The following is a 21,946-nucleotide window of genomic DNA, read 5'->3' on the forward strand; positions in this document are numbered from 1 at the left end:
CTAGTAGGCGTGGTCGAGGCCGTCGGTGGGCGACGGCGGCGTGGACGGCTGCAGCGGCAACGGCTCGAAGCTCAGCGTGCCGTGGTTGATCGGGAACGACGTCGGCATCTTGCCCACCGCCCGGGCGTAGGCGCAGGCGACCGCGGCGAACGACGGCGCGACCGCGAGCTCACCGGCGCCGCTGGGGCTGGTCGACGTGTTCGGCATGACGACGACCTGCGTCTCGGGCGGGGTGTTCCACTCCCGGGTGTAGAAGTAGTTGTCCCAGCTGCCTTCCAGCGGGATGCCGTCCTTGATGTGCACGCTCGAGGTCAGGCACATCGCGATGCCGTCGTTGAGCCCGCCGATCATCTGCGCTTCCAGGCCGCGCGGGTTGATCGCGAACCCGGGGTCGACCACGACGAGCGCCTTCGTCACCCGCGGACCGGTGACGGCGTCCGGGATCTTGCGGTTGACGGTCTCGGGGCGGCAGTCGATCTCGACCAGTACGGCGATCGCGCCGCGGTACTCCGAGTGCAGCGCGATTCCCTGTGCGGTGCCGGCCGGCATGGCCCGGCCCCAGTTCCCGACCTGCGCGGCCTTGTCCAGGACCGCGCGCAGCCGGGTGTCCTTGAGGAACTCACGGCGGAACGCGACCGGGTCCTTGCCGAACTTCTTCGCCAGCTGGTCGACGACGAGCTCCTCGGCGGTGACCACGTTGGGCGAGTAGATGTTGCGCATGCTGCCGGTGTTGAACTTCAGCGGGATCTCGTTGAGCAGCTGGGTGGTCACGCCGAAGTTGTAGGGCGAGGACTGGGTCAGCAGGAAGATCGACTCGGCGAAGCTCAGGTTCCCGGCGATCGGCAGCCGCGACGCGAAGGCCGTCAGCATCTCGCCGAGCCCGTGGCTGAACTCGGTCTGGACGCTGGTGTGCCGCTGTTCGAAGCTGATCACGTTGCCCAGCAGGTAGGTGGCCCGTACCCGCGACACGCACATCGGGTGGATGCGGCCCTGGCGGAAGTCGTCGGTGCGCGACCACATCAGCTTGACCGGCTTGCCCATCTTCTGAGACGCCTCCGCCGCTTCGGCGGCCGCATCGTGGAACAGGTGCCGGCCGAACGAGCCGCCGCCCTGGGTCACGTGCACCTTCACCGCGTCCTGCGGCAGGCCCAGCTGCTTGGCGATGTCCTCCTGCGCGACGATCGGCACCTTCAGGCACGACCAGATCTCCGCGCGGTCCGGCCGGACGTCGGCGATCGCGGCGCCGGTCTCCAGCGGGCTGTTGCTGGCGGCGGCGAAGGTGAACTCCGCGTCGATGTACTGGTCGAGCAGGCCGGGCACGGCCATCGGCAGCTGCGCGGCCTTGAGCTTCTTGAGCACGGTCGCGTCGGACTCACCGTCCACCGTGCCCGGTCCCCAGGTGACCTTCAGCGCGCGGATCGCGTCGATGCACTGGCCGAACGTGCGGCCGCGCACCGCGACGCCGTGCGAGATCGCGGCCACGTCGGTGATCCCGGGCATCGCCTTGACCTGCGCGGCGTTGGCGATCGTCCGCGGCGTTCCGTTGATCGTCGGTGGCCGCGCGACCATGGTCGGCAGCGCGTCCGGGACGTCGACGTCGAGGGTGAACTGCTTGCGGCCGGTGACCGCGGCGTGGGCGTCGACCCGGTTCTGCGGGGTGCCGAGGACCTTGAACTCCGAGCGTGCCTTCAAGGTGGCGACCACGCTGATCGTCGTGGCCGACGCGGCGGCCTTCGACAGGGAGCCGTACCCGGCCTGCCGGCCGCCGGCGTCCCGGACCGTCCCGGCCGACGTCGTCAGCTGCGACACCGGGACGCCCCACTGCGCGGCGGCCGCGGCGAGCAGCCGCTGCCGGGCGATCGAGGCGGCGGTGCGGACCGGGGTGTAGATGCTGCGCATCGAGTTCGACCCGCCGGTGAGCTGGTTCATCAGCAGCTCGGGCCGCGCGTCGGCGAGGGTGACGTCGATCCGGTCCAGCGGCAGGTCGAGCTCCTCGGCGATCATCATCGCGACCGCGGTGGTCATCCCCTGCCCGACCTCGGCCCGCGGGACGGCGAAGGACGCGCGTCCGTCGGTGCCGACACCGACGGTGACCAGGCCCGAGGTCGGGAGGGCGGCGAGGTTCTGCAGGTCGCCGAGGTCGAAGATGTCCTCCGGCTGCGGGAGGGACGGGATCGACGCCTCGGCCTGCCCCGGCGCGAGTTCGGCGGCGCCCAGCTGCGCGGCGACGGCGAGCGTCGGCGCGGCGAGCACGAAGCCGAGGAAGCGGCGACGGCCCAAGCTGCGTGGTTCGGGTTCGGGTGGCTGCGCGGCGGGGACGTGGTGGGCCATGAGCGGCTGGTTCCTCTCGAACAACGGTGTCGGAGAAGTGCGGGGCTGGGACGCCGCCGGCCGGAGTGTTACACAGATCACGGCGCCGAAAGAATGCCCCGAGTGCCTACGTTTGGCCTAGTGCCGTTGTGCACCGTGCACAGCCCGCGCCCGTCAGGGCAGGCGCGGTGGCGGGAGGAACGGCAGCGCGCGCACGATCAGCGCCAGCTCCAACGGCACTTCCCCGCCGGTGAGCCGCTGCTCGATCAGTCCTTCGATCCGGTGGATCCGGTTCAGCACCGTGTTGCGGTGGCAGTGCAGCGCCTGCCCCGAGCGTGTCGCCGACCCGCCGGTGCCCACCCAGACCGCGAGGGTCTCCAGCAGGAGACCGCGTTCGTCCCCACCCAGGTCCAGCAGGCCACCCAACCGGGTCTGCAGCAGCGAATCGGTCAGTTCCGGCGAGCTGAGCAGCAAGGCTTCGGGCAGGCGTTCGGCCAGGCACACGACGCTGGTCCGGCCCGGCGGCACGGTCCGCATCGCCAGGACCGCTTGGCGGTAGGCGGTGTGCACGGCGGCGAGCCCGTCGACGACCAGTGAGACGCCGGCCGCGGTGGCCAGCACGGACCCGACGGTCATCGTGGCCTTCGCGACCTCGCGGCCGGGCAGCGAAACCAGGCCGACGAGCACGTCGGCGCGCAACTGCCAGGCCGACGCCGAGCCCAGCTTCTCGAGTGCGACACCCAGCGGCTCGACGCAGTCGTCGCTCCCGGGACCCGCGGCCGCGACCACGACGTAGGGCCCGGAGATCGGCAGGCGGAGGGTGCGGCCGGCCTCGTAGGCGAACCCGGCGTCGGCGGCTCGCCCCTGCAGCAGTCCTTCCCACAACGACGCGCGTCGTTGCTCGTCCGCGCGCACCAGACTGCGCTCGGCCGCGTGGTAGGCCTGCGCGACCTGGGCCGAGATCGCGTCGACGACCTCCCACACCCGGGTCGCGAGGTCGAGCATCGCCTCGTTGTTCACCTCTCCGGCGGCTCGGGCGTGGTCGGTCAGGGCCTGCCAGACCAGCCGCCCGCCGATCCGGAAGGACCGCAGCACGTCATCGAGCGGCAGCTGCTGCTCGGCGCGGCGGCGTCCGGTCGCGCGAGCCGCGTCGTAGAAGTCGCCGGCGTCGCCGGGGTGCCCGATGAGCTGCAGCACCCGCCGGAGGTTGTCGTGGCACGAGTGCCACAGGTCGTCCCGCGGCACGACGTCGACCAGGCGGTAGCCGGGGTTCTGGTCGCCGATCACGGAGACCAGGAGGTCGGTCAGCTCGTCGAGCCCGCGCAGCACGCCGGCCGCGAGCGACCGCGCCGTGTCGCCGCTGTCCACCCGCACCTCGGTCATTCTCACCCACCGTCGCCGCCCGCGCAGGGGTTCGGAGCCCGCGGCCGCGCGGATCGGTCCTGGATCACGTGAGTCGGATGATCACGCGACGATCCTGACTCTCGTAGCCGCGCTCGACAGCTGTCGGCCGGGAGTTCGCGCAAGGCCTGGCCGTCGGGGTACCAGCAGTACCTCCCTTCGGCCGCCGACAGGGCCTACCGTGACGAGATGGCCAAGATCGACCTGCGTACCGAGATCAAGGAGTTCCTGCGCTCGCGTCGCGCGCGGATCGCGCCTGAGCGGGCCGGGCTGCCCGCCTACGGCGGCAACCGCCGGGTTGAAGGGCTGCGTCGTGAAGAGGTGGCCCTCCTGGCCGGGGTGTCGGTCGACTACTACGTTCGGATGGAGCGCGGCAGCCTCGCCGGCGCCTCCGACGGGGTGCTCGACGCCCTGGCCTCGGCCCTGCAACTCGACGAGGCCGAGCGTGATCACCTGTTCCACCTCGCCCGGCAGTCCAGGCCGCCCAGTGGTCCACGCCGCCGGGCCGCCGTGACGGTGCGTCCGGCGCTTCAGCGGGTGCTCGACGCCGTCACCGATGCGCCCGCGTGGATTTGCAATGGGCGTTATGACGTGCTGGCTATGAACCACCTTTCTCGCGCGCTTTATTCACCTATGCTCGCCGACACACGACGGCCCGCGAACACCGCGCGGTTCGTGTATCTGGATCCCGAAGCGGCTAAACAATTCTTCGTCGACTATGACGAAATCACCTGCATTGTGGCCGCGAAGCTCCGCATGGAAGCCGGGCGCGATCCGCACGATGAGGAACTGATCGCCCTGGTCGGTGAGTTGTCGACGCGCAGTGAACTGTTTCGGCGGCGGTGGGCGACTCAGGACGTTCAGCTCCACCGGTCCGGACGCAAGCGCGTGCACCATCCGGTGGTCGGGCGGCTCGACCTGGACGTCGAGACCATGGAGCTGCCCACCGACCCCGGCTTGCACCTGAACGTCTACACCGCGCCCGCGGGCACGGCGACCGCGGACGGCCTGGCCCTGCTGGCGTCGTGGGTGGCAGGCTAGGTCCCTGTTGCGGTGGTGGCGATGCCGCCGTCGCTCGGGATGATGGCGCCCGTGAGGTAGGACCCCGCCCGGCTGGCCAGGAACACGGCGATGCCCGCCATGTCGTCGTCGCGGCCGAGCCGGCGCAGCGGGGCCTTCGCCGCGATCGTGTCGCCGATCGCGTCGAGCGTGGACGCCATCATGTGCGACGGGAACGGTCCTGGGGCCACCGCGTTCACCGTGACGTGCTGCGGGCCCAGTTCCCTGGCCAGCACCCTGGTGAGCTGGTGGAGTCCCGCTTTGCTGCTGGCGTACGAATAGTTCGGCGACTCGGCGACGTGGATGCCGGCGATGCTCCCGATGTTGACGACCCGCGCGGGATCATCGGCCGTGCCCGCCTTGCGAAGTGCGGGCAGCAGCGCCTGCACCAGCCAGAACGGCGACTTGAGGTTGAGGTCGAGCACCGTGTCCCAGGCCTCGGCCGGGAACGTCTCCAGCGGCTCGCGCCACATCGCTCCCGCGTTGTTGACGAGGATGTCCAGGCGTCCCGAGTCGGCCTGGACGAGATCAGCGAGGCGCCGGCACTCGTCGTGGCTGGACAGGTCGGCGGGAACTGCCCGGACGTCGCCGAACTCGGACAGCAGCCGCTGCGCCTCCGCGCACGTTTCCGCGTTGCGTGAGCTGATCACGACGCGCGCGCCCGCCTGCAGAAGCCCGCGCGCAATCATCATCCCGATGCCCTTGGTGCCGCCAGTGACAAGTGCGTATTTCCCGCTCAGATCGAAAAGCTCTTCGTGAGTGGTGGGCTTGTTGTCCGCCATGGGTATCTGTCCTCTCTCCCTGTGTCGCTGAATTACAGCCTGACAGGCGTACTGGACGTCCGGGAGATCCTGGCGATACAGGTACTGGGAGAGCCACCTTGACCGGGCCGACCGGACCCGGGCCGGGACCGCCGGGAATCATCTACCCATGCCGACCTCAGCACCCCGGGCGCGAGTCCAGCGAACCGAACGCTGGTTCCTCCGGCGCGGGACCCCGACGATGATCGCCGGGTACGGCTTCACCGAGCACGTCCTCCCCCGGATGCTGCCCGTGCTCGTCTTCGTCACCCTGGCCAGCCTCGCCTGGCTCGTCCCGCTCAAGACGGCCGGCTCGGGCCGGTGGGTGCTGCTCGGCGTCGTCGTGGCGGTGACCCTCGCGGCGTGGGTGACGATCTCCCTGTTCGTCCGGCGCCTCCCCCGCTTCTCCCGCGCCACGACCGTCGTCATCCTGGTCACCTACGCCGCGATGCCGGTCGCCGTTCCGCTGCTGCAGCTCGCCTTCGACGGCGCCATCACCCTCCCCGGCGCCCGCGCGCTGGGCGTTCTGGCCTTCCTCTTGTTCTTCGCCGCCGTCTTCGCGGCCACCTGGGTCGCCACCGTCTACGGCTTCGGCACCCTCGTGCGCCAGGGCATCAAGCAGGCGGTCACGGACCTCCGCAACAGCGTGCAGGTCCTCGGCCGGGCCCTGCCGGTCCTGCTCTTCGTCACCCTGTTCCTCTTCTTCACCGGTGAGCTGTGGCAGCTGATGAACCAGCTCGCGTGGTGGCGCCTCGCCCTGGTCGTCGCCCTCTTCGGCGCGGTCACCGTCCTCGCCGCGGCGGCTCGCCTCCGCGAGGAGATCGGCCGGGTCGAACAGGATTTCAGCCCGGCCATGCTGACCGCCGCCTGCGCCGGCACCCCGCTCGCCGCCGTCACCATCGACGGACCCATCCGCGCGGTCAGCCTCAACGGACGTCAGAAGCGCAACCTGCTGCTGATGCTCGCCACCCGCCAGCTCGTCCAGGCCGCGGTCATCGGTCTCGCCCTGTTCGCCTTCTTCGTCCTGCTCGGCGTGATCATCGTGACCCCCGCCGCGGCCGAACAGTGGATCGGGACGACACCGGCGATCTCGCCGCTGCTGCCCGGTGTCCCGGTCGCCCTGCTCCGCAACGCCACCCTGCTCGCCGGGTTCGGCAGCATGTACTTCGCGGTCACGTCGATGAGCGACAGCGAGCACCGCAAGCAGTTCTTCGCCCCGATCATCGACGAGATCGAGCGCACCCTGGCCGTCCGGGCCGTCTACCTCACCCTCCAGACGAACACCGCGAGCTCCTGACGCTAACCGGCGGTGATGCTCTCCGTGCCCAGCACGTTCAGCAGCGCCAGCGCTTCGGCGTCGCGAGAGCCCGCCGCCGCGGTGTAGAGCACCAGGTGCTGGTCGCGGTCGGTGAGCGCGAGCGAGTCGCAGTCGACGGTGACGTCCCCGACGACCGGGTGGTGGAAGGTCTTCGTGAGCATCGGCGCGGCCTGCACGTCGTGGCGCTCCCACAGCCGGGCGAACTCGGGGCTGCCGTCGCGCAGCTCCTCGACGAGGCCGGTCACCGCCGGGTCCGCCGGGTAGCGGGCGAGCGTGGCCCGCAGCGCCATCACGACGTGGTGGCGGAATTCGGCGGCGTCGGAAACGCCGTAGAGCGTGGTCGCCGGGCGCAGGAACGCGCGGCGGGCGAGGTTGCGCTCGGCCGGGGGCAGCTTGCCGAAGTCCTCCATGAGCGCGGCCGCGAGGTCGTTCCACGCCAGCACCTCGAACGTCGCCGACGTCACGAACCCGGCGGTCTGCGGGAGCCGTTCGAGCAGCGTGAGGATGCTCGGCCGGACGTCGCGGCGGTGCAGCCCGGTGCGGTTGGGTGAGGTGCCCGCGAGGACGTGCAGGTGGTCCGATTCGGCGTCGGTGAGCAGCAAGGCGGCCGCGATCCCGGCGAGGACCTCGCCCGACGGCCGTGGCGCGCGGCCCTGTTCGAGGCGGACGTAGTACTCGGTGGAGATGTGCGCGAGGACGGCGACCTCCTCGCGGCGCAGCCCGGGCGTCCGGCGGCGCGGACCAGACGGCAGCCCGGCGTCCTCCGGCCGGAGCCGTTCCCGGCGGCTGCGGAGGAACGTGCCGAGCTCACGCTTGTCCATACTCCGAGTATGCGCGCCGCGCGGGGGCGCAGCCTGGTACACCCTGTGCCTGTCTCGGGCCGGCGACCGCTCCGAAACTGGAGCCATGACCACGAACACCACTGCTCTCGGCCTGCTCACGGGCAAGGTCGTCTTCATCACCGGCGCTTCCCGCGGGATCGGCGCGGCCGCGGCCCGGCTCTTCGCCTGCGAGGGCGCCGCCGTCGTGCTCGCCTCCCGCGGCGCCGACGCCCTCGACGGGATCGTCACCGAGATCCGCGGCGACGGCGGCACCGCAGACGCCGTCACCATGGACCTCGCCGACCGGGCGAGCGTGCGCGCGGCGGTCGCCCGCGTCGAGGAGCTCCACGGCCGGCTCGACGGCGCGTTCAACAACGGCGCGGCCATCCAGCGCCGGCCCGGTCCGCTCGACACCACCGGCGACGACGACGTGGACGAGCAGTTCGCGGTGAACTTCCGCGCGCACTGGACCGCGATGAACGCCGAGGCCGAGCTCATGCGCCGCACCGGCGGCGGCGCGATCGTCAACACCTCCAGCATCGGCAGCCGCCGCGCGAACCCCGCACTGCCCGCCTACGGCGCGATGAAGCGGGCGCTCAACAGCCTCACCGAGACCGCGGCGGTGACCTGGGCGCCGCAGGGGATCCGCGTCAACGGCATCACCCCGGGCGGCACGGCCACGGAGATGATCGACGCCTGGGAGGCCGCGACGCCCGGCGTCGTGGCGCGGATCAGCTCGTCGACCCCGCTCGGCCGGATGGCCGAACCGCACGAGATCGCCGAGGCGGCGGCGTGGCTGCTGTCGGACCGCGCGTCTTTCGTGACGGGTGCGATTCTGCCGGTTGACGGGGGCGCCGGAGCCTGAACCCGCACGGCCTTGCCCGCCGAGCAACGTCGGCACCCCCGTGGACGTCTTCCCGTCGTGGGAGACGGAGATGTGCCCGTGCCACAGCGGCGCCGCCGTCGTGGTGTGGTCGTTCTGCTCGTGGCGCTCGTGGGGATAGGCGCTCTGGTCGGCATCGCGTTCCTCCCCGCGATGGCGAACCACTTCGGCTACGCCCTGCCGCGCGAAGACGGGCTGCCTTACCGCGTGCACCACGACGGACGTGACTACCGCAGCCACCTCACCTGTGCGGGTGCGGACTGGTGCGAGGCGGAGAAGACCGCCGCCGACCGGGCGAGGCCGTTCTGTTCGTCGCGCGCCGAACTGCGGGTGGGCCCGGACGAGTCGCTGGCCGAAGTCGACGAGGTCGGCACGTTGTTCGGGCCCTCGCACGGGGTTTACGTCATCAGGAACAACGTCACCGGCCTGGCGCCCATGGCGATCCTGGTCGAAGCGTCCGCCGGTTGTTATGTGTCGTACTCCTTGATGGGCGGGCCTTGACCGGCCACCGGGTGCCGGACGCGCACCCGGTGGCCGGCGGTAGTGCTCAGATACCCATGCTGGTGCCGAGGCTGTCCAACGCCTTCTGCACCAAGGCCTGGGCATTGGCGTTCAGGGCGGAGTTCGCGCCGTTCACGACCCAGGACGAGCCCGAGAAGATCACCACGGTCACGCCGTTGTCGACGCCGCCGGTGGTGCCGCTGCTGGGAATGCCGAGCGACGAGGCCGCCTTCACCGACGCCTCCCCCAGTTCGCGAGAGTCGTTGTCCGAAGTGGTCTGGTCGTTGCCGGTCTGCGTGTCACCGAAGATCGCGCCGATCACCTTGCTCTTGTAGAACATCAGCGCGAACTGACGGCCCTTGATCCCGTGCTCCTTGTAGAAGAAGTGCGGGCACGGGCTCTTGCGGTCGTAGCAGTCGTCGCCCAGCACGTAGAACGGGACGTGGTGCGCGGCCAGCTGCTTGCCGTTGCTGTCCTGGAAAGTCGTCTCGTCCTGGTGGTCGGGGTCGGAGTCGGGGTCACTGCCGTCGTCGTCCACGGCCAGGCCCGAGCTGTACGCGTAGACGCCCGACGACACCTGGAACACGTTGACGTTCTGGGACCGCGTCATGGTGTTGATGTGGGGCTTGGAGTTGACCTTGTTCGCGGTGGTGCTGTTCTTCTTGACGCCGGCCAGCACCTCGGCCGCCGTGTACGTCTTGTCTGCCGTGGCCGGGGAAGCCGTGGTCGTCGTGGCCGCGTCAGCGGCCTTCACACCGAGCGGCGGCGCGATGAGCGTCAGAGCCGCGGCGGCTACCACGGCGAAGCGCTTGCGGGATGACATGGGCGGGGGCCCTCCGTCGTTAGTTAGGAAAGTTACCTAACAGAGGGAACCACTTGTGACGCCGGTCACGTGAAAATTTTACCAACATTTTGGAGAAATGTTCCGCTCGCCGGGGCATGCCCAGGCATAAACCCCTTGCCCGGCCGGAAAAGGGGGATGCTCAGCCCAGCGACGCGCTCGCCGCACGCAGCTCGTCGAGCGCCCGGAGAAGGTGGACGGCGAACCCGTCCTCGGATGCCCGGTCGCCGTCGGCCCACTCGACGTACCCCCGCTTGAAGGCAAGGACGCCGAGCTCGCCGGCCAGCGCGGCGGTTGCGCCGGGCACTCCCCTGGCGACGAGGGCGGCGGTCATGGCGGCCGCCAGGCTGACGCTCTTCAGGGCGTCACGCTCCTGGAGCTCGGCGCTGGCGGCGACGGCCGCCTTCAGCCGCGGGGCGATCTCGCGGTTCATCGGGCCCATCGCGGTCGACGCCCGGACCAGGCCGGCGGCGACCGCGTCCAGCGGGCTCGCGTCGCCGGGCGCTTCGGCGATGCCCTCGCTCAGCAGCCGGCTCAGCGTCTCCTGGCCTGCGACCAGCAGCTCACGCTTGTCGGGGAAGTGCCGGAAGAACGTGCTCTTGGTGAGCCCGGCGCGCTCGGCGATCTGCGCGACCGTCGTGGCGTCGTAGCCCTGCTCGGCGAACAGGTCGACGGCCGCCACGACGAGGCGTTCGCGCGCTCCCGGTTCCCATCGGCCCATGTGCCCATCCTAAGCGATAAGACTCTTGTCCCATCACTCTGGTACCGTGACGAGACAAGAGTCCCATCACTCGCGGGAGCGTTCCATGCACGTGTTCATCACCGGCGGCACCGGCCTGATCGGCTCCGCCGTCGTCGCCGAACTCCTCGGCAACGGCCACACCGTCCTCGCCCTCGCGCGCTCCGACGCTTCGGCACGAGCCGCCGAGGCGGCCGGTGCCGAGCCGATCCGGGGCGGCCTCGCCGACCTCGACGTCCTGCGCGCCGGCGCCGGCCGGGCCGACGGGGTGGTCCACCTGGCCTTCGCCAACGACTTCAGCAGCCCCGAGGCGCTGGCGAACGCCGTCGCCGAGGAAAGCGCCGCCCTCGCCACCCTCGGCGAGGCCCTCGCCGGCAGCGGCCGCCCCTTCGTCACCTGCTCGGGGACGCCCGCCGCCCCGGGCCGCGCCGCCACCGAAGCGGACCCGGTTCCCACCGACGGCCCGGTCGGGGGCCGCGGTCGTGCGGTGCAGGGGGTGCTGGACCTGGCTTCGCGCGGGGTCCGGAGCTCCGCTGTGCGCCTCCCCCGGACCGTCCACAACAACGGCGCCGGCGGGTTCGCCGGCGTGCTGACCGGGATCGCGCGGCAGAGCGGGGTGTCCGGCTACCCAGGCGACGGAACCCAGCGCTGGCCGGCCGTGCACGCGCTCGACGCCGCGGTCCTGTTCCGGCTCGCGCTGGAGGGGGCGGAAGCCGGCACGTCCTGGCACGCCGTGGACGACGAGGGCGACCAGGTGCGCGACATCGCCGCGGTCATCGGCCGGCGGCTGGGGGTGCGCGTCGAGTCAGTGCCCGCGGAGAGCTTCGGCGCCCTCGGCGTGATCTTCGCGGCCGACCAGCCCGCGTCGAGCGCCCACACGCGGCAGGCGCTCGGCTGGGAGCCGAAGCACCCGAACCTGCTGGAGGACTTGGAAAACATCCGGCCCTGAAAGTGGCCCGTCACCCGTTGCGCGAAAAGAAATTTCGTGTCCTCTGTGGAGGGCCGTTAGCTTCGCACCATGGAATGGAGCTTTCGGACGGCCGAAGAACTCGTTGCCGCGATGCGTGCCGGTGAAGTGTCCTCGGCGGAGCTGACCGACGAGGCGATCACCCGCATCGAGCGGGACGACGAGGTGACCAACGCGATCTGCGTGCCGGACTTCGACCGCGCGCGGGCCGCCGCACAGCAGGCGGACCAGGCCCGCGCCCGCGGTGACGACCGGCCGCTGCTCGGCGTTCCGGTGACGGTCAAGGAGTCCTACGACATGGCCGGGCTGCCCACGACCTGGGGCATGCCCCAGCATCGGGACCACCTGCCGGCCGAGGACGCGGTGCAGGTGTCGCGCATCAAGGCCGCGGGCGCGGTGGTGCTGGGCAAGACCAACGTTCCGTTGGGGCTGCAGGACATCCAGAGCTTCAACGAGATCTACGGCACCACCGCCAACCCGTGGGACCACGACCGCACGGCGGGCGGCTCCTCCGGCGGGTCGGCGGCGGCACTGGCGTCCGGGTTCGGCGCGCTGTCGATCGGCTCCGACCTCGCCGGGTCGCTGCGCACCCCCGCGCACTTCTGCGGCGTCTACGCGCACAAGCCGACCCTCGGGCTGGCGGCGCCCCGCGGCATGGTCGCGCCATCGGCGCCGCCGTTGCCGGTCGACCTCGACCTCGCCGTTGTCGGTCCGATGGCGCGTTCCGCCCGCGACCTGACGCTCCTGCTCGACGTCATGGCCGGACCGGACCCGCTGACGCTCGGCGTGGCGCACCGGCTGGCGCTGCCGCCGGCCCGCCACGAGCGGCTGTCCGACTTCCGGGTCCTCGTCGTCGACGACCATCCGCTCATCCCGACCGGGTCCGCCGTGCGGGCGGGCGTCGACCGGGTGGCCGAGGCGCTCGCCGACGGCGGCGCCCGCGTCGAACGGCACAGTCCGCTGCTGCCCGATCTGACCGAAGCCGCGACGCTTTACATGCAGCTGCTGATTTCGGGCGCCACCGCGAGGTTTCCCATCGAATCACTCGAACGGTTGCGGGCCCGCGCGACCGGGCTCGACGCCGTGCGGCTGCGCGCCATGGAGTTCAGCCACGCCGACTGGCTCGAGGCGAACCACCGCCGCGAGGTCTACCGCCACGGCTGGCGGCAGCTGTTCGCCGAGTTCGACGCCGTGGTGTGCCCGATCACGCCGACCCCCGCGTTCCCGCACGACCACCACCCCAACCCGATGGAACGGCGGATCGCCATCGACGGCGTCGAGTACCCCTACTTCGACCAGCTCGTCTGGGCCGGCTTGGCGACCATGCCCGGCCTGCCCGCCACCGCCGTGCCCACGGGCCGCTCCCCCGAAGGCCTGCCCGTCGGGGTCCAGCTCGTCGGCCCGATGTCCGAGGACCGGACGCCGTTGCGGCTGGCCGAGCTGCTCGAGCGGGAGCTCGGCGGCTTCCGGGCGCCGCGGGCTCGCGACCGTCAGGACGTGAAATCCGTGAGATAGTCGGCCAGCAGCCGGGGCTTCCGGCCCGTGAGGTGTTCGAAGCGGCCGGGCTCGACGGCCATCGTCGGGCCCGCCGCGGCGACCAGCGCGCCGACCGCCGGGATGTGGGCCGCCATCTCGCGGGTGATCAGCGGGTGGTCGGAGCCCTCCAGCTCACGTCGCCACGTCGGCGCGTCGACCGGCTCGAAGCGCACCGGCCGCCCCAGAACCGAGGTCGGGGCGGAGGCGATCTCCGGGTGGCTCACCGTTTCCGTGCCGCCGACCGGCACCACCGGGCCGTCGAACACACCGGGCCGCAGCAGCGCGGTCAGGGCCAGTTCGGCCGCGTCGGCGCCGCTGATCCACGTCACCGGGCCCGGGCCGAACGAGCTGCGGATGACGCCGTCGGCGGCGACCGTGCCGCCGTGCAGCAGGCCCAGGTTCTCGTGGAACAGCGCCATCACCTTCAGCACCAGCAGGTCGATCCCGGCCCACTGCAGGACCTGTTCGGCGAGCCACTGGCTGCGGCCGACCGGGCTCGGGCTGCCCGGCTGCGCGGGCGCCATCGACATCATCACCGTCCGAAGTGGACCGGAGCGGCTCCGGACCGCTTGGGCCCAGCTCGCCGCGGCCGTGATCACGCTCGCTTCGAGCGGGTAGGTGAAGTAGGCCTGGGTGACGCCGTCGAGCGCGGGCACGAGGGTCCGGAAGTCGAGCAGGTCGCCGACGACCACCTCGACCCCCGAGGCCGCGAACTGCCGCGTCGTCTCGGATTCGCGTCGGACGAGGATGCGGACCGGGACCTCGTGCGCGAGCAGGCCGCGGACGAGGTGCGCGCCGGTGCCGCCGTGCCGGCCGCCGGCGCCGGTCACCAGGATCGGGCCGGTCACTTCGCCGCCACGAAGTTCGGCCCGCTGGTCTCGAAGTCCGCGCGGCGGTCCCGGACGAACTCTTCGACCGACAGCGGCACCCGGCCGCCGATCTTCTCGACGACGGTGTTGGTGCCGGCGAAGATCCCGTTCCGGTAGTCGACGGCGACGTTGCTCAGGTGCTGCACCAGGTGTGCGGGCAGCCCGCGCGCGGTCATGGCCGACGCGAACTCCTCGACGCCGATCGGCTCGTAGTGCACCGGGATGCCGAGCGTCGCGGCCATCGCGGCCGCGATGGCGTGGTGGTCGAGCTCGACCGGGCCGTGCAGGGTGTAGGCCGCGCGGTCGTGCGGTTCCGGCTCGCGCAGGACGGCCGCGATGACGTGCGCCTGGTCGCTCGCCGCGATGGGGGCGTGCCGGCCGTCGCCGAACGGGAGGCGCAGGTAACCCTCGCCGTCGCGGCGTTCCCACCACGTCGTGAGCCACTCGGCGAAGAACGTCGGCCGCAGGTGCGTGGTGAGCAGACCGGTGCGGTCCAGCACCCGTTCGGCGAGCCAGTGCTGCCGGGCGGCGTTGCTGCCGGCCTCGCGGCGTGCGGAGATCTGCGACATCGTCACCACCGAGCGGACGCCGGTCTCGGTCGCCGCCTGCGCGAAGGTCACGGTCGCGTCGAGCAGGCCGGGCCGGATCGGGTAGCAGAAGTACGCGCCGCTCACCTCGGTCAGCGCGGCGGTGACGGCGTCGAGGTCGAGGAGGTCGCCCACCACCACCTCGGCCCCGGCTGCGGCCAGGGCGCGGGAGCGTTCGTCCTTGCGGTGGACCAGCGCGCGCACGCGGTGCCCCTGGGCCAGCAGCTGCTCGACGGTGCCGCGGCCGGTCTTGCCCGCCGCCGCGGTGACCAGGAAGAGCCGGGTCATTTCGCCACTTCCGCCGGGTCGCCGACGAGAGTGCCCTTCATCAGCCACGTCGGTCCTTCGGCGTAGGCGCCGGCTTCGGCGAAAAACGTGGCGAAGTAGGGACCTTCGGCGTGGGCGCCGAACGCCTCGGCGTCGGCGTAGACCTCGTTGAGGTAGTGGACGTCGGGGTTCTCCGCGTCCGCGACGACCTCGAACCGGAGTGAGCCCGGCTCGTGCGCGAGCGAGTCCCGCGCGACGGTCCGGGCCGCCCGGACGAAGTCGTCGTGGTGCTCCGGCGGGACGGTGAAAGACACCAGGAACTGGTACATCGCAGTGACCTCCGCAGGGGGTAGTTCATTCACTGAACTGACCGTAGCACAGCCGGTTCACTGAACGAACTGCCGAGGTAGACTGGCCGCATGGCCCTCCCCAGCACCTACGCCGAGCGCAACTGCTCGATCGCGCGCTCCCTGGAGGTGATCGGCGAGCGGTGGACGCTGCTGATCATCCGCGACGCCTTCTTCGGCATCCGCCGGTTCGGCGACTTCGCGACCCAGCTCGGCATCCCTCGCGCCGTGCTGACCAGCCGCCTGAAGTCCCTGGTGCGGGAGGGCGTGTTCGTGCGCGAAGACGACGGCGCCGGCGTGGTCGAGTACCGGCTGAGCGACCGCGGCGTCGCGCTCTGGCCGGTGGTGCGCGCGCTGATGCACTGGGGCGACGAGGCGTATTCGCCGTCCGGCGCGAAGCGCATCCTGCGCCACGAAGCCGACGGCGGGCTGATCGACGGGCAGAGCCGGTGCGGCGCCTGCGGCGCGGACGTCCCGGTGACGGAGACGGAGATCGAGCCGGGCCCGGGGTACGACCCGGCGGCCGGGGTCCCGGACCCCGTGTCCACCGCGATGAACCGGCCGCGACGGCTGCTCGAACCGATCACCGTGGCCGGGCGGTGACCGGGGCCGGGGCGGGGTGGCCGCCCCGGCCCGGAGCGCTCACCGCACCAGGGCGTCGTGCCCCAGGAGGTCGCCGAACACCGAGACCGCGCGGTCGACCGCGTCGTCGTCGACGCCTGCGTGGGTGACCGCGCGGATCTTGTCCGTGCCCAGCTCCTCCACCCGGATCCCCCGCCGGCGGGCCGCCTCGATCAGCGTCCGGGTCGTGTAGCGGTCGTCGCGGACCTTGAAGAACACCATGTTCGTCAGCGGCGGGCCCGGGTCGAGCCGGACGCCGGGGATGCGCGACAGGCCGCGGGCCAGGCGCGCCGCGCGGGCGTGGTCGTCGGCCAGGCGCTCGGTCATGTCCGTCAGCGCGACGATGCCGCAGGCCGCGATCATCCCGGCCTGGCGCATGCCGCCGCCGAGCATCTTGCGCATCCGCCGCGCCGCCGCGATCGTCACGCGGTCGCCGACCAGCACCGACCCGATCGGCGCGCACAGGCCCTTGGACAGGCAGATCTGCACGGTGTCCGCGTGCTTGGCCACCTCCGCCGCGCTGACGCCGAGCGCCACGGCGGCGTTGAACAGCCGGGCGCCGTCGAGGTGCAGGGCGACGCCGTGCGAGCGGATCAGCCGGGACACCTCGCTGAGGTAGTCCAGCTGCAGGGGCAGGCCGCCGCACCGGTTCTGCGGCGTCTCCAGGCTGAGCACGGCCGGCGGCGCGATCTGCGGGTCGCTGCGGTCGACCGCGCACGCCTCCGCGATCGCGGCCGGGTCGATCGTGCCGTCGGGCAGGTTCGGCAGCGGGTCGTAGACGATGCCACCGCACAGGGACGCGCCGCCGGCTTCGTAGACGTACACGTCGGACTCGTGCCCGACGATCGCCTTGCCGCCCCGCGGGCAGTGCGCGAGCAGCGCGGTCAGGTTCGCCATGGTGCCGCTGGGCATCAGGCAGCCGGCCTGCTTGCCGAGCAGCTCGGCGGCGAGCTGCTCCAGGCGGTCCACGGTGGGGTCCTCGCCGTAGACGTCGTCGCCGAGCGGGGCGCGCGCGGCGGCTTCCAGCATCGTCGGCGTGGGCAGGGTGAAGGTGTCACTGCGGAGTTCGACGTAGGTGTCCTGGGTGGACGCGCTCTCCGGGCGGAGGGTCGCGAGGTCGTCGGCGAACGTGGTCACAAGAGGCTCCTCGAGGTCAGCGGGTGGCCATGCGTTCGCGGAGGCTCCGCGGGCGCATGTCGGTCCAGACGGTGTCGATGTGCGCGAGGCACTCCTCGCGGCTACCGGTCACACCGGCGCTCAGCCAGCCCGGCGGCAGGTCCCGGCCGGCGGGCCAGATCGAGTACTGGTCTTCGTCGTTGCGGACGACGGTGAAGGTCACGGAAGGCTCCGGGGGTCGATGAGGGATCGGACGGCGTCGTCGAGGCCGACTTCGGCCTGGCTCCAGCGCCAGCGGCGTTCCTCGGCCGCCGCGCGGATCCGGGCGAACCCGGTCTCGGCTTCGGTGACGGCGGCGAGCACGGACGCGCGCGCCGGGCCGCCGCCGTGGGCCGCCTGCTGGGCGACGTCGGCGGGGTCGAGCGCGGCGAGGACGTGCGCGGGCTGCCCGGCCAGCCGGACGCGGGCGACGTCGTGCAGCGGGACGCCCTCGGCCAGCGCTTCCTTCGCGATGGCCCCGACCTCGTGGTGAGCCTGCCGGAACGGGACGCCGGCGTCGACGAGCCGTTCGGCCAGGTGGGTGGCCGCGGTCTGGCCGTCGACCGCGCGCTCGTACATCCGCTCCGGCACCGGCTCGGCACCCTCGACCACCAGCCGCAGCAGGACAACGGCGTCGGTCGCCGCCTCGAGCGCCGACCACGCCGGGGCGACGGCTTCGGTGCCGACGGCGATGGCGTTGGTGAAGCGGGCGGTCGCCATCGCACTCGCCGACGCGGTGAACGCGCCGAGCGGGGCCAGCGCCCGGCCCTGGACGTGTTCGAGCAGGAACGGGTTGCGCTTCTGCGGCATCATCGAGCTGGACCCGACGACGTCGTCGGCGAGCCGCAGCAGCCCGGCCTCGGCGCTGGTCCACGCCTGCAGGTCGTGCGACACGCGGCAGAGCAGCACCCCGAGGACCGTGGCCGCGGAAAGCTGGCGCAGCACCAGGTCCCGCGACGCGACGGCGTGCAGCGAGTTCGGGATCGCCGTGGCGAAGCCGAGCAGCGCGGTGGTGCGCCGCGGGTCGACCGGCAGCGACGTGCCGCCGACCGCGCCCGCGCCGAGCGGGTTCTGGTCGATCTCGGCGCCGGCCTGCCAGACACCTTCGACGTCGCGGACGAGCGCGCCCGCGACGCCCGCGAGGTAGTGGCCGTAGGTGATCGGGACGGCGGGCTGGTGGTGGGTGTAGGCGGGCATGGTGACCCCGGCCCAGCGCCGGGCCCGCTCCAGCAGGGCGCGGCCGAGGGCGTCGGACTCGGCGAGCAGGCGTTCGTGCGGTTCGCGGAGCCGCAGCCGGACAACGGTGGCGTTGAGGTCGTTGCGGGAGCGTCCACTGTGGAGTATCCCGCCGACCTCGGCGCCGAGGGTGTCGATGAGGTGGGACTCGTAGGCGAGGTAGCGGCCGCGGGGCGCGGGGACGTCGTGCAGCGGCGCGAAGCCTTGCCGCCGAAGGCTTTCGATGCCGCGCAGCAGTTCGCCGGCCCGCGCCCGGTCGACGATGCCGCGTTCGGCGAGCATGACGACGTGGGCGCGGTCGACCTGGCTGATGAGCCCGAGCTCGGCCGCGACCGGGTCGGGCCCGGGGGCGGTGTCGCGGTCGAAGAGGATCTCCCGGGCCGCGGCGGAGACGGGGCTGGTGAGCCGGCCGGTTCCGCCTGGGGCGATGGTCATCGAGGTGCTCCTTCCGGGGTGTCCGGGTGGGGTTCGGGACGTTCTTCGTCCCGTTCGTCGCGTGCACGGTCGGTCTGCGCGACGGTGGCGATGAGGAACCGCAGGGTCATCGGGGTGCTCCTTCGGGGACGAGGGCAGCGCGCAAGCGGTCGAGCCCCGCCGCCGCGGCCGCACGGGCGCCGCGGGGGCGGTCCGAAACGGCGAGGACGTGCCCGGCCCGGTCGCGGTAGTCCCGTGCGGGGCGGACCACCGTGCCGTCCGGGCGGTAGAGCCGGGCTTCGGCCACCCCCGGCACCGTCGAGGCCTTCGCCACCGCGTCCCCGGCCGCGACCACCGAAGACGAACTGGCCGTGAGAAACCGCAGGGACGCACACACGCGCCGCGTCGGGCGCAGGTTCGGCGGCAGCCCGAGCACCGCGGCGAGCTGGGCCGCGACCAGGTCGACACCCGTGGCCGCGCGGACCAGCTCCGGGATCATGCCGCCCGCCGGGCGCGGGTTGACCTCCATCAGCCGCGGCCCGCCGGGGGTCAGCCGGATCTCGACGTGCGCCGCACCGAAGCCGAGGCCCAGCGCGGTCACCGCCGCCCGGGCCGTGTCTGCCAGCTCCGTCTCGTCCGACGGCGGCAGCGCGGCCGGGACGTCGTGGCCGACCTCGACGAAGAACGGCGCCGGCCCGAGGTGCTTGCGCACCACCGCCACCACGACCTCGCCGAACAGCTCCACGGAGTACTCCGGCCCGCTGGCGTACGGCTCGACCAGCACCTGCGGTGGCACCGGCAGCCCGCGTTCGTTGTGGGTCACCGAAAGCAGCGCCGCCGCCTGGGACGCGACGGCGTCGGGCGTCTCGCACCGCAGCACCCCGACGCTGCCCGAGCCCTCGGCGGGCTTGAGCACCACCGGGAACTCGACCGCCGCCGCGACGGCCGCCTCGACCGACGTCGCCACCGTGCACGGAGCCCCGAGGACCGCGCGCTGGTGCGCCTTATTCCGTGACTCCGTCACGGCCACCGGGTCCGGCCCCGGCAGGCCGAGCTTCGCCGCGATCCGCGCCGCGACCGGGATGAAGTACTCCGAGCTGCTCGTCACGCCGGCCGGCTCGCCGATGTCCGAACCCAGCACCGCGCACGCGTCCGCGGTGTCGCACCGGACGACGCGGACGCCGTCCTCGGCCGCGTACGGGTAGCGCGCCGGGTCGGCCGCGGCCAGCACCGGCTCGAACCCGAGCGAACGGGCCTGCCGCGCGAACAGCCGCCCGGTGCCGGTCGTGTTGCTCTCCACGAGCAGCAGCGTGCGCGTCACGACGCGTCGGCCAGCGAGCGCCGGCCCCAGTTCAGCCACGTCCACGAGCCGCCCGGCTCGGCGGGCGCGACGACCTCGTACGGCTCGGCCGCACCGGCGTGCGCCAGCCCCTGCGCGCGCAGCCACTCGTCGGAGTAGACCGTGTCCTGGTAGCGGTAGCCCTCGTCCGGCAGGAGCGCGACGACCGTGGCGTCCGGGTTCCGGCGCGAGAACCAGTCGGCGACCTTGAACGACGCGCCGCTGGTCGGGCCCATGAACAGGCAGTGCCGGGCGTACAGGTCGCGCGTCGCGGCGAACGCTTCGGCCGCGCCGATCCAGTGCACCTGGTCGTAGCTTTCGTGGGAGACGTTGGGCGGCACCAGGCTGTTGCCGAGCCCGCGCAGCACCCGCGGCCCGTCCTCCTGGCCGAAGATGGCGCTGCGCTGGGTGTCGACGCCGACGAGCGTCGTCTCCGGCACCAGCATCCGCAGGAACGAGCTCGTCCCGGACGTCGAGCCGCCGGAGCCGACCGCGCCGACCAGGCAGTCCGGGACACCGATCGTCTCGGCGAGCTGCTCGGCCACCAGCGCGTACGAGCGCGGGTTGTCGGGGTTGCTGTACTGGCCGGGGACCCAGTGGTTCGGGTACTCCGCGCGCAGCTCCTCGAGCCGGTCGAGCCGCGCGCGCTGGAACCCGCCGACCGGGCTGGGCTCCGGGCAGATCTCGACACGGGCGCCGAGGTGCTCGAGGCGGCGCTTGAGCGGGGCGTCGATGGCCGGGTCGCCGACGATCGTGAGCGGGTAGCCGCGCAGCCGGCAGACCATGGCGAGGCCGAGACCGAAGGTGCCTGACGACGTCTCGAGCACGGTCGTGCCCGGGCCGACTTCACCGCGTTCTTCGGCGCGGTCGAGCATGAACCGGGCGGGCAGCAGCTTCATCAGGCCGAAGGCGGCGACGTGGAAGTTGGGCCGGATGCGGATGATCCGGGGCAGCTCGGTCGCCTCCACGACGGACCGGCTCACGGGTGCGGCAAGGGTCATCGGACTCACCTCTCGGTTTCGAACTGCCAGGTCTCGGTCACGTCGAGCCGCGTCGCGGCGAACTCCAGCCGCGCCGGGGTCTCGGCGTCGGTCGCGTCGAAGATCAAGCCCGCGACGTCGCCGCTGTGGGCGACCTGCACACCGGCGGCCCCGGCGGCACGGGCGACGGCGAGGATGTCCTCCAGCCCAGGGATGGGCAGGTGCCGCTGGTTGAGCACGGTGCTGGCGGTGGCGACGCGGCCGAGCAGGCCCGCGTCGCCGTCACGCACGGCTCGCCGGAGCAGGCCGCGCAGCGGGCGGAACGCCTCGATCTCCCACGACGTGTAGCGCGCGGGCGTGAGTTCGAGCGTGTCGACGCCGCGGCCGCCCGGGCTGGTGCCGAAACCCAGTACTGCCAACGGCATCAGCTCCCCCAGGTCCTCGATGGGCTCGCCTTCGCGGTGGGCGAAAACAACGGCCCGGCAGCCGTACATGAGCGAGTCGGACGCGGTTTCGGCTTCGACGGCCAGCGCCCCGACCTCGGCGGGTGAGAGCCGCCGTCCGGTCGCGGCGAGGACCGCGCCGATCGCCGACGTCACGTCCGCGGTCGAAGAGCCGAAGCCGCGGCACAGCGGGATGTCGCTGGTGATGTCGAGCAGGCCGCCGGGGACCGGGTGGCCGAGCCGGGCCAGGGTGAGGTCCGCGGCGCGGCGGGCCTTGGTGCGCCAGGCGGGACGCACGGTCGTGCCGTCGTCGTCGGTGGGCAGGAACGTGGCGCGAGTGCTGTAGAGCGGGCACGGCAGGGTGACGAGCCCGCGCCGCAGGCGGCCGTCGGCGACGAACACCCCTTGCAGGATTTCGCCGTGGTGGGCGTCGACGCGGAAGCTGCCCGCGCGAGGATCGGTGACGGTGGCCGGCGCCGGTGCGGCGACCGCGACGTCTTCGGTCATGGCGT

22 protein-coding genes are annotated in these 21,946 nt (G+C 72.4%); 7 read left to right on the forward strand and 15 right to left on the reverse strand.

The genetic code is table 11. From position 1 onward, the window contains the following. Nucleotides 1–2,331: a molybdopterin cofactor-binding domain-containing protein gene (locus ACZ61C_RS37010; RefSeq protein WP_465312558.1), complete on the reverse strand. Its 2,331-nt coding sequence runs from the start codon at nucleotides 2,329–2,331 to the stop codon at nucleotides 1–3. 153 nt (nucleotides 2,332–2,484) lie between these two features. After that, nucleotides 2,485–3,693, reverse strand: coding sequence for a PucR family transcriptional regulator (locus ACZ61C_RS37015; protein WP_465312559.1), 1,209 nt, complete (start codon nucleotides 3,691–3,693; stop codon nucleotides 2,485–2,487). Between the two features lie 207 nt (nucleotides 3,694–3,900). On the opposite strand from ACZ61C_RS37015, the gene ACZ61C_RS37020 reads away from it, so the two are divergent. Beyond that, complete coding sequence (locus tag ACZ61C_RS37020) at nucleotides 3,901–4,752, forward strand: helix-turn-helix transcriptional regulator (RefSeq protein WP_465312560.1); 852 nt, start codon at nucleotides 3,901–3,903, stop codon at nucleotides 4,750–4,752. On the opposite strand, the gene ACZ61C_RS37025 is transcribed toward ACZ61C_RS37020, so the two are convergent. Beyond that, a complete protein-coding gene (locus ACZ61C_RS37025) occupies nucleotides 4,749–5,552 on the reverse strand; it encodes an SDR family oxidoreductase (protein WP_465312561.1) in 804 nt (267 codons plus the stop codon). The genes ACZ61C_RS37020 and ACZ61C_RS37025 overlap by 4 nt on opposite strands. A gap of 148 nt (nucleotides 5,553–5,700) precedes the next feature. Here ACZ61C_RS37025 and ACZ61C_RS37030 point away from each other — a divergent pair, with 148 nt between their 5' ends. Next, entirely contained in the window at nucleotides 5,701–6,867 is a 1,167-nt protein-coding gene (locus ACZ61C_RS37030) for a hypothetical protein (protein ID WP_465312562.1), read from the forward strand. A 2-nt stretch (nucleotides 6,868–6,869) separates the two neighbouring features. Here ACZ61C_RS37030 and ACZ61C_RS37035 read toward each other — a convergent pair whose 3' ends face one another. Beyond that, complete coding sequence (locus ACZ61C_RS37035) at nucleotides 6,870–7,709, reverse strand: helix-turn-helix transcriptional regulator (RefSeq protein ID WP_465312563.1); 840 nt, start codon at nucleotides 7,707–7,709, stop codon at nucleotides 6,870–6,872. Nucleotides 7,710–7,794: 85 nt separating this feature from the next. Here ACZ61C_RS37035 and ACZ61C_RS37040 point away from each other — a divergent pair, with 85 nt between their 5' ends. Both ACZ61C_RS37040 and ACZ61C_RS37045 read left to right on the forward strand, forming a co-directional pair. After that, nucleotides 7,795–8,574, forward strand: coding sequence for an SDR family NAD(P)-dependent oxidoreductase (locus tag ACZ61C_RS37040; RefSeq protein ID WP_465312564.1), 780 nt, complete (start codon nucleotides 7,795–7,797; stop codon nucleotides 8,572–8,574). A gap of 78 nt (nucleotides 8,575–8,652) precedes the next feature. Further along, nucleotides 8,653–9,093, forward strand: a complete 441-nt coding sequence (locus ACZ61C_RS37045; RefSeq protein WP_465312565.1) for a hypothetical protein — start codon at nucleotides 8,653–8,655, stop codon at nucleotides 9,091–9,093. A 46-nt stretch (nucleotides 9,094–9,139) separates the two neighbouring features. On the opposite strand, the gene ACZ61C_RS37050 is transcribed toward ACZ61C_RS37045, so the two are convergent. Both ACZ61C_RS37050 and ACZ61C_RS37055 read right to left on the reverse strand, forming a co-directional pair. Then, the gene (locus ACZ61C_RS37050; protein WP_465312566.1) at nucleotides 9,140–9,916 is read right to left on the reverse strand and encodes a glycoside hydrolase family 75 protein; all 777 of its coding nucleotides are present in this window, start codon (nucleotides 9,914–9,916) and stop codon (nucleotides 9,140–9,142) included. Nucleotides 9,917–10,076: 160 nt separating this feature from the next. Next, the gene (locus ACZ61C_RS37055) at nucleotides 10,077–10,655 is read right to left on the reverse strand and encodes a TetR/AcrR family transcriptional regulator (protein WP_465312567.1); all 579 of its coding nucleotides are present in this window, start codon (nucleotides 10,653–10,655) and stop codon (nucleotides 10,077–10,079) included. Nucleotides 10,656–10,740: 85 nt separating this feature from the next. On the opposite strand from ACZ61C_RS37055, the gene ACZ61C_RS37060 reads away from it, so the two are divergent. Both ACZ61C_RS37060 and ACZ61C_RS37065 read left to right on the forward strand, forming a co-directional pair. After that, the gene (locus ACZ61C_RS37060) at nucleotides 10,741–11,622 is read left to right on the forward strand and encodes an SDR family oxidoreductase (protein ID WP_465312568.1); all 882 of its coding nucleotides are present in this window, start codon (nucleotides 10,741–10,743) and stop codon (nucleotides 11,620–11,622) included. Between the two features lie 69 nt (nucleotides 11,623–11,691). Then, nucleotides 11,692–13,155 (forward strand): amidase, encoded by a 1,464-nt coding sequence (locus ACZ61C_RS37065; RefSeq protein WP_465312569.1) that lies wholly within the window; start codon nucleotides 11,692–11,694, stop codon nucleotides 13,153–13,155. Here the strand turns inward: ACZ61C_RS37065 and ACZ61C_RS37070 are convergent. The 3 genes from ACZ61C_RS37070 to ACZ61C_RS37080 are packed head-to-tail and all read right to left on the reverse strand — an operon-like array spanning nucleotide 13,131 to nucleotide 15,228. Then, nucleotides 13,131–14,024 (reverse strand): NmrA family NAD(P)-binding protein, encoded by an 894-nt coding sequence (locus ACZ61C_RS37070; protein ID WP_465312570.1) that lies wholly within the window; start codon nucleotides 14,022–14,024, stop codon nucleotides 13,131–13,133. The genes ACZ61C_RS37065 and ACZ61C_RS37070 overlap by 25 nt on opposite strands. Next, nucleotides 14,021–14,920, reverse strand: a complete 900-nt coding sequence (locus ACZ61C_RS37075) for an NAD(P)H-binding protein (RefSeq protein WP_465312571.1) — start codon at nucleotides 14,918–14,920, stop codon at nucleotides 14,021–14,023. The genes ACZ61C_RS37070 and ACZ61C_RS37075 overlap by 4 nt, the downstream gene beginning before the upstream one ends. Further along, nucleotides 14,917–15,228, reverse strand: coding sequence for a putative quinol monooxygenase (locus ACZ61C_RS37080; RefSeq protein ID WP_465312572.1), 312 nt, complete (start codon nucleotides 15,226–15,228; stop codon nucleotides 14,917–14,919). Before ACZ61C_RS37080 ends, ACZ61C_RS37075 begins: the two co-directional genes overlap by 4 nt. 90 nt (nucleotides 15,229–15,318) lie before the next feature. Between ACZ61C_RS37080 and ACZ61C_RS37085 the strand changes: the two genes are divergently transcribed. Then, nucleotides 15,319–15,849: a winged helix-turn-helix transcriptional regulator gene (locus tag ACZ61C_RS37085; protein WP_465312573.1), complete on the forward strand. Its 531-nt coding sequence runs from the start codon at nucleotides 15,319–15,321 to the stop codon at nucleotides 15,847–15,849. 39 nt (nucleotides 15,850–15,888) lie between these two features. Here the strand turns inward: ACZ61C_RS37085 and ACZ61C_RS37090 are convergent, their stop codons facing one another. The 6 genes from ACZ61C_RS37090 to ACZ61C_RS37115 form a co-directional block, all read right to left on the reverse strand. After that, nucleotides 15,889–17,004 (reverse strand): GntG family PLP-dependent aldolase, encoded by a 1,116-nt coding sequence (locus ACZ61C_RS37090; RefSeq protein WP_465312574.1) that lies wholly within the window; start codon nucleotides 17,002–17,004, stop codon nucleotides 15,889–15,891. A gap of 16 nt (nucleotides 17,005–17,020) precedes the next feature. Next, on the reverse strand, nucleotides 17,021–17,206 hold the full coding sequence (locus tag ACZ61C_RS37095; RefSeq protein WP_364522041.1) for an MbtH family protein: 186 nt from the start codon (nucleotides 17,204–17,206) through the stop codon (nucleotides 17,021–17,023). Beyond that, entirely contained in the window at nucleotides 17,203–18,693 is a 1,491-nt protein-coding gene (locus ACZ61C_RS37100) for an argininosuccinate lyase (RefSeq protein WP_465312575.1), read from the reverse strand. Before ACZ61C_RS37100 ends, ACZ61C_RS37095 begins: the two co-directional genes overlap by 4 nt. A gap of 106 nt (nucleotides 18,694–18,799) precedes the next feature. After that, a complete protein-coding gene (locus tag ACZ61C_RS37105) occupies nucleotides 18,800–19,993 on the reverse strand; it encodes an ATP-grasp domain-containing protein (protein ID WP_465312576.1) in 1,194 nt (397 codons plus the stop codon). Beyond that, a complete protein-coding gene (locus tag ACZ61C_RS37110; RefSeq protein WP_465312577.1) occupies nucleotides 19,990–21,012 on the reverse strand; it encodes a pyridoxal-phosphate dependent enzyme in 1,023 nt (340 codons plus the stop codon). Before ACZ61C_RS37110 ends, ACZ61C_RS37105 begins: the two co-directional genes overlap by 4 nt. Before the next feature lie 5 nt (nucleotides 21,013–21,017). Continuing rightward, nucleotides 21,018–21,941: a GHMP family kinase ATP-binding protein gene (locus ACZ61C_RS37115; protein ID WP_465312578.1), complete on the reverse strand. Its 924-nt coding sequence runs from the start codon at nucleotides 21,939–21,941 to the stop codon at nucleotides 21,018–21,020. Nucleotides 21,942–21,946 lie beyond the last annotated feature (5 nt).

It is taken from the genome of Amycolatopsis sp. NPDC104587 (assembly GCF_055583645.1).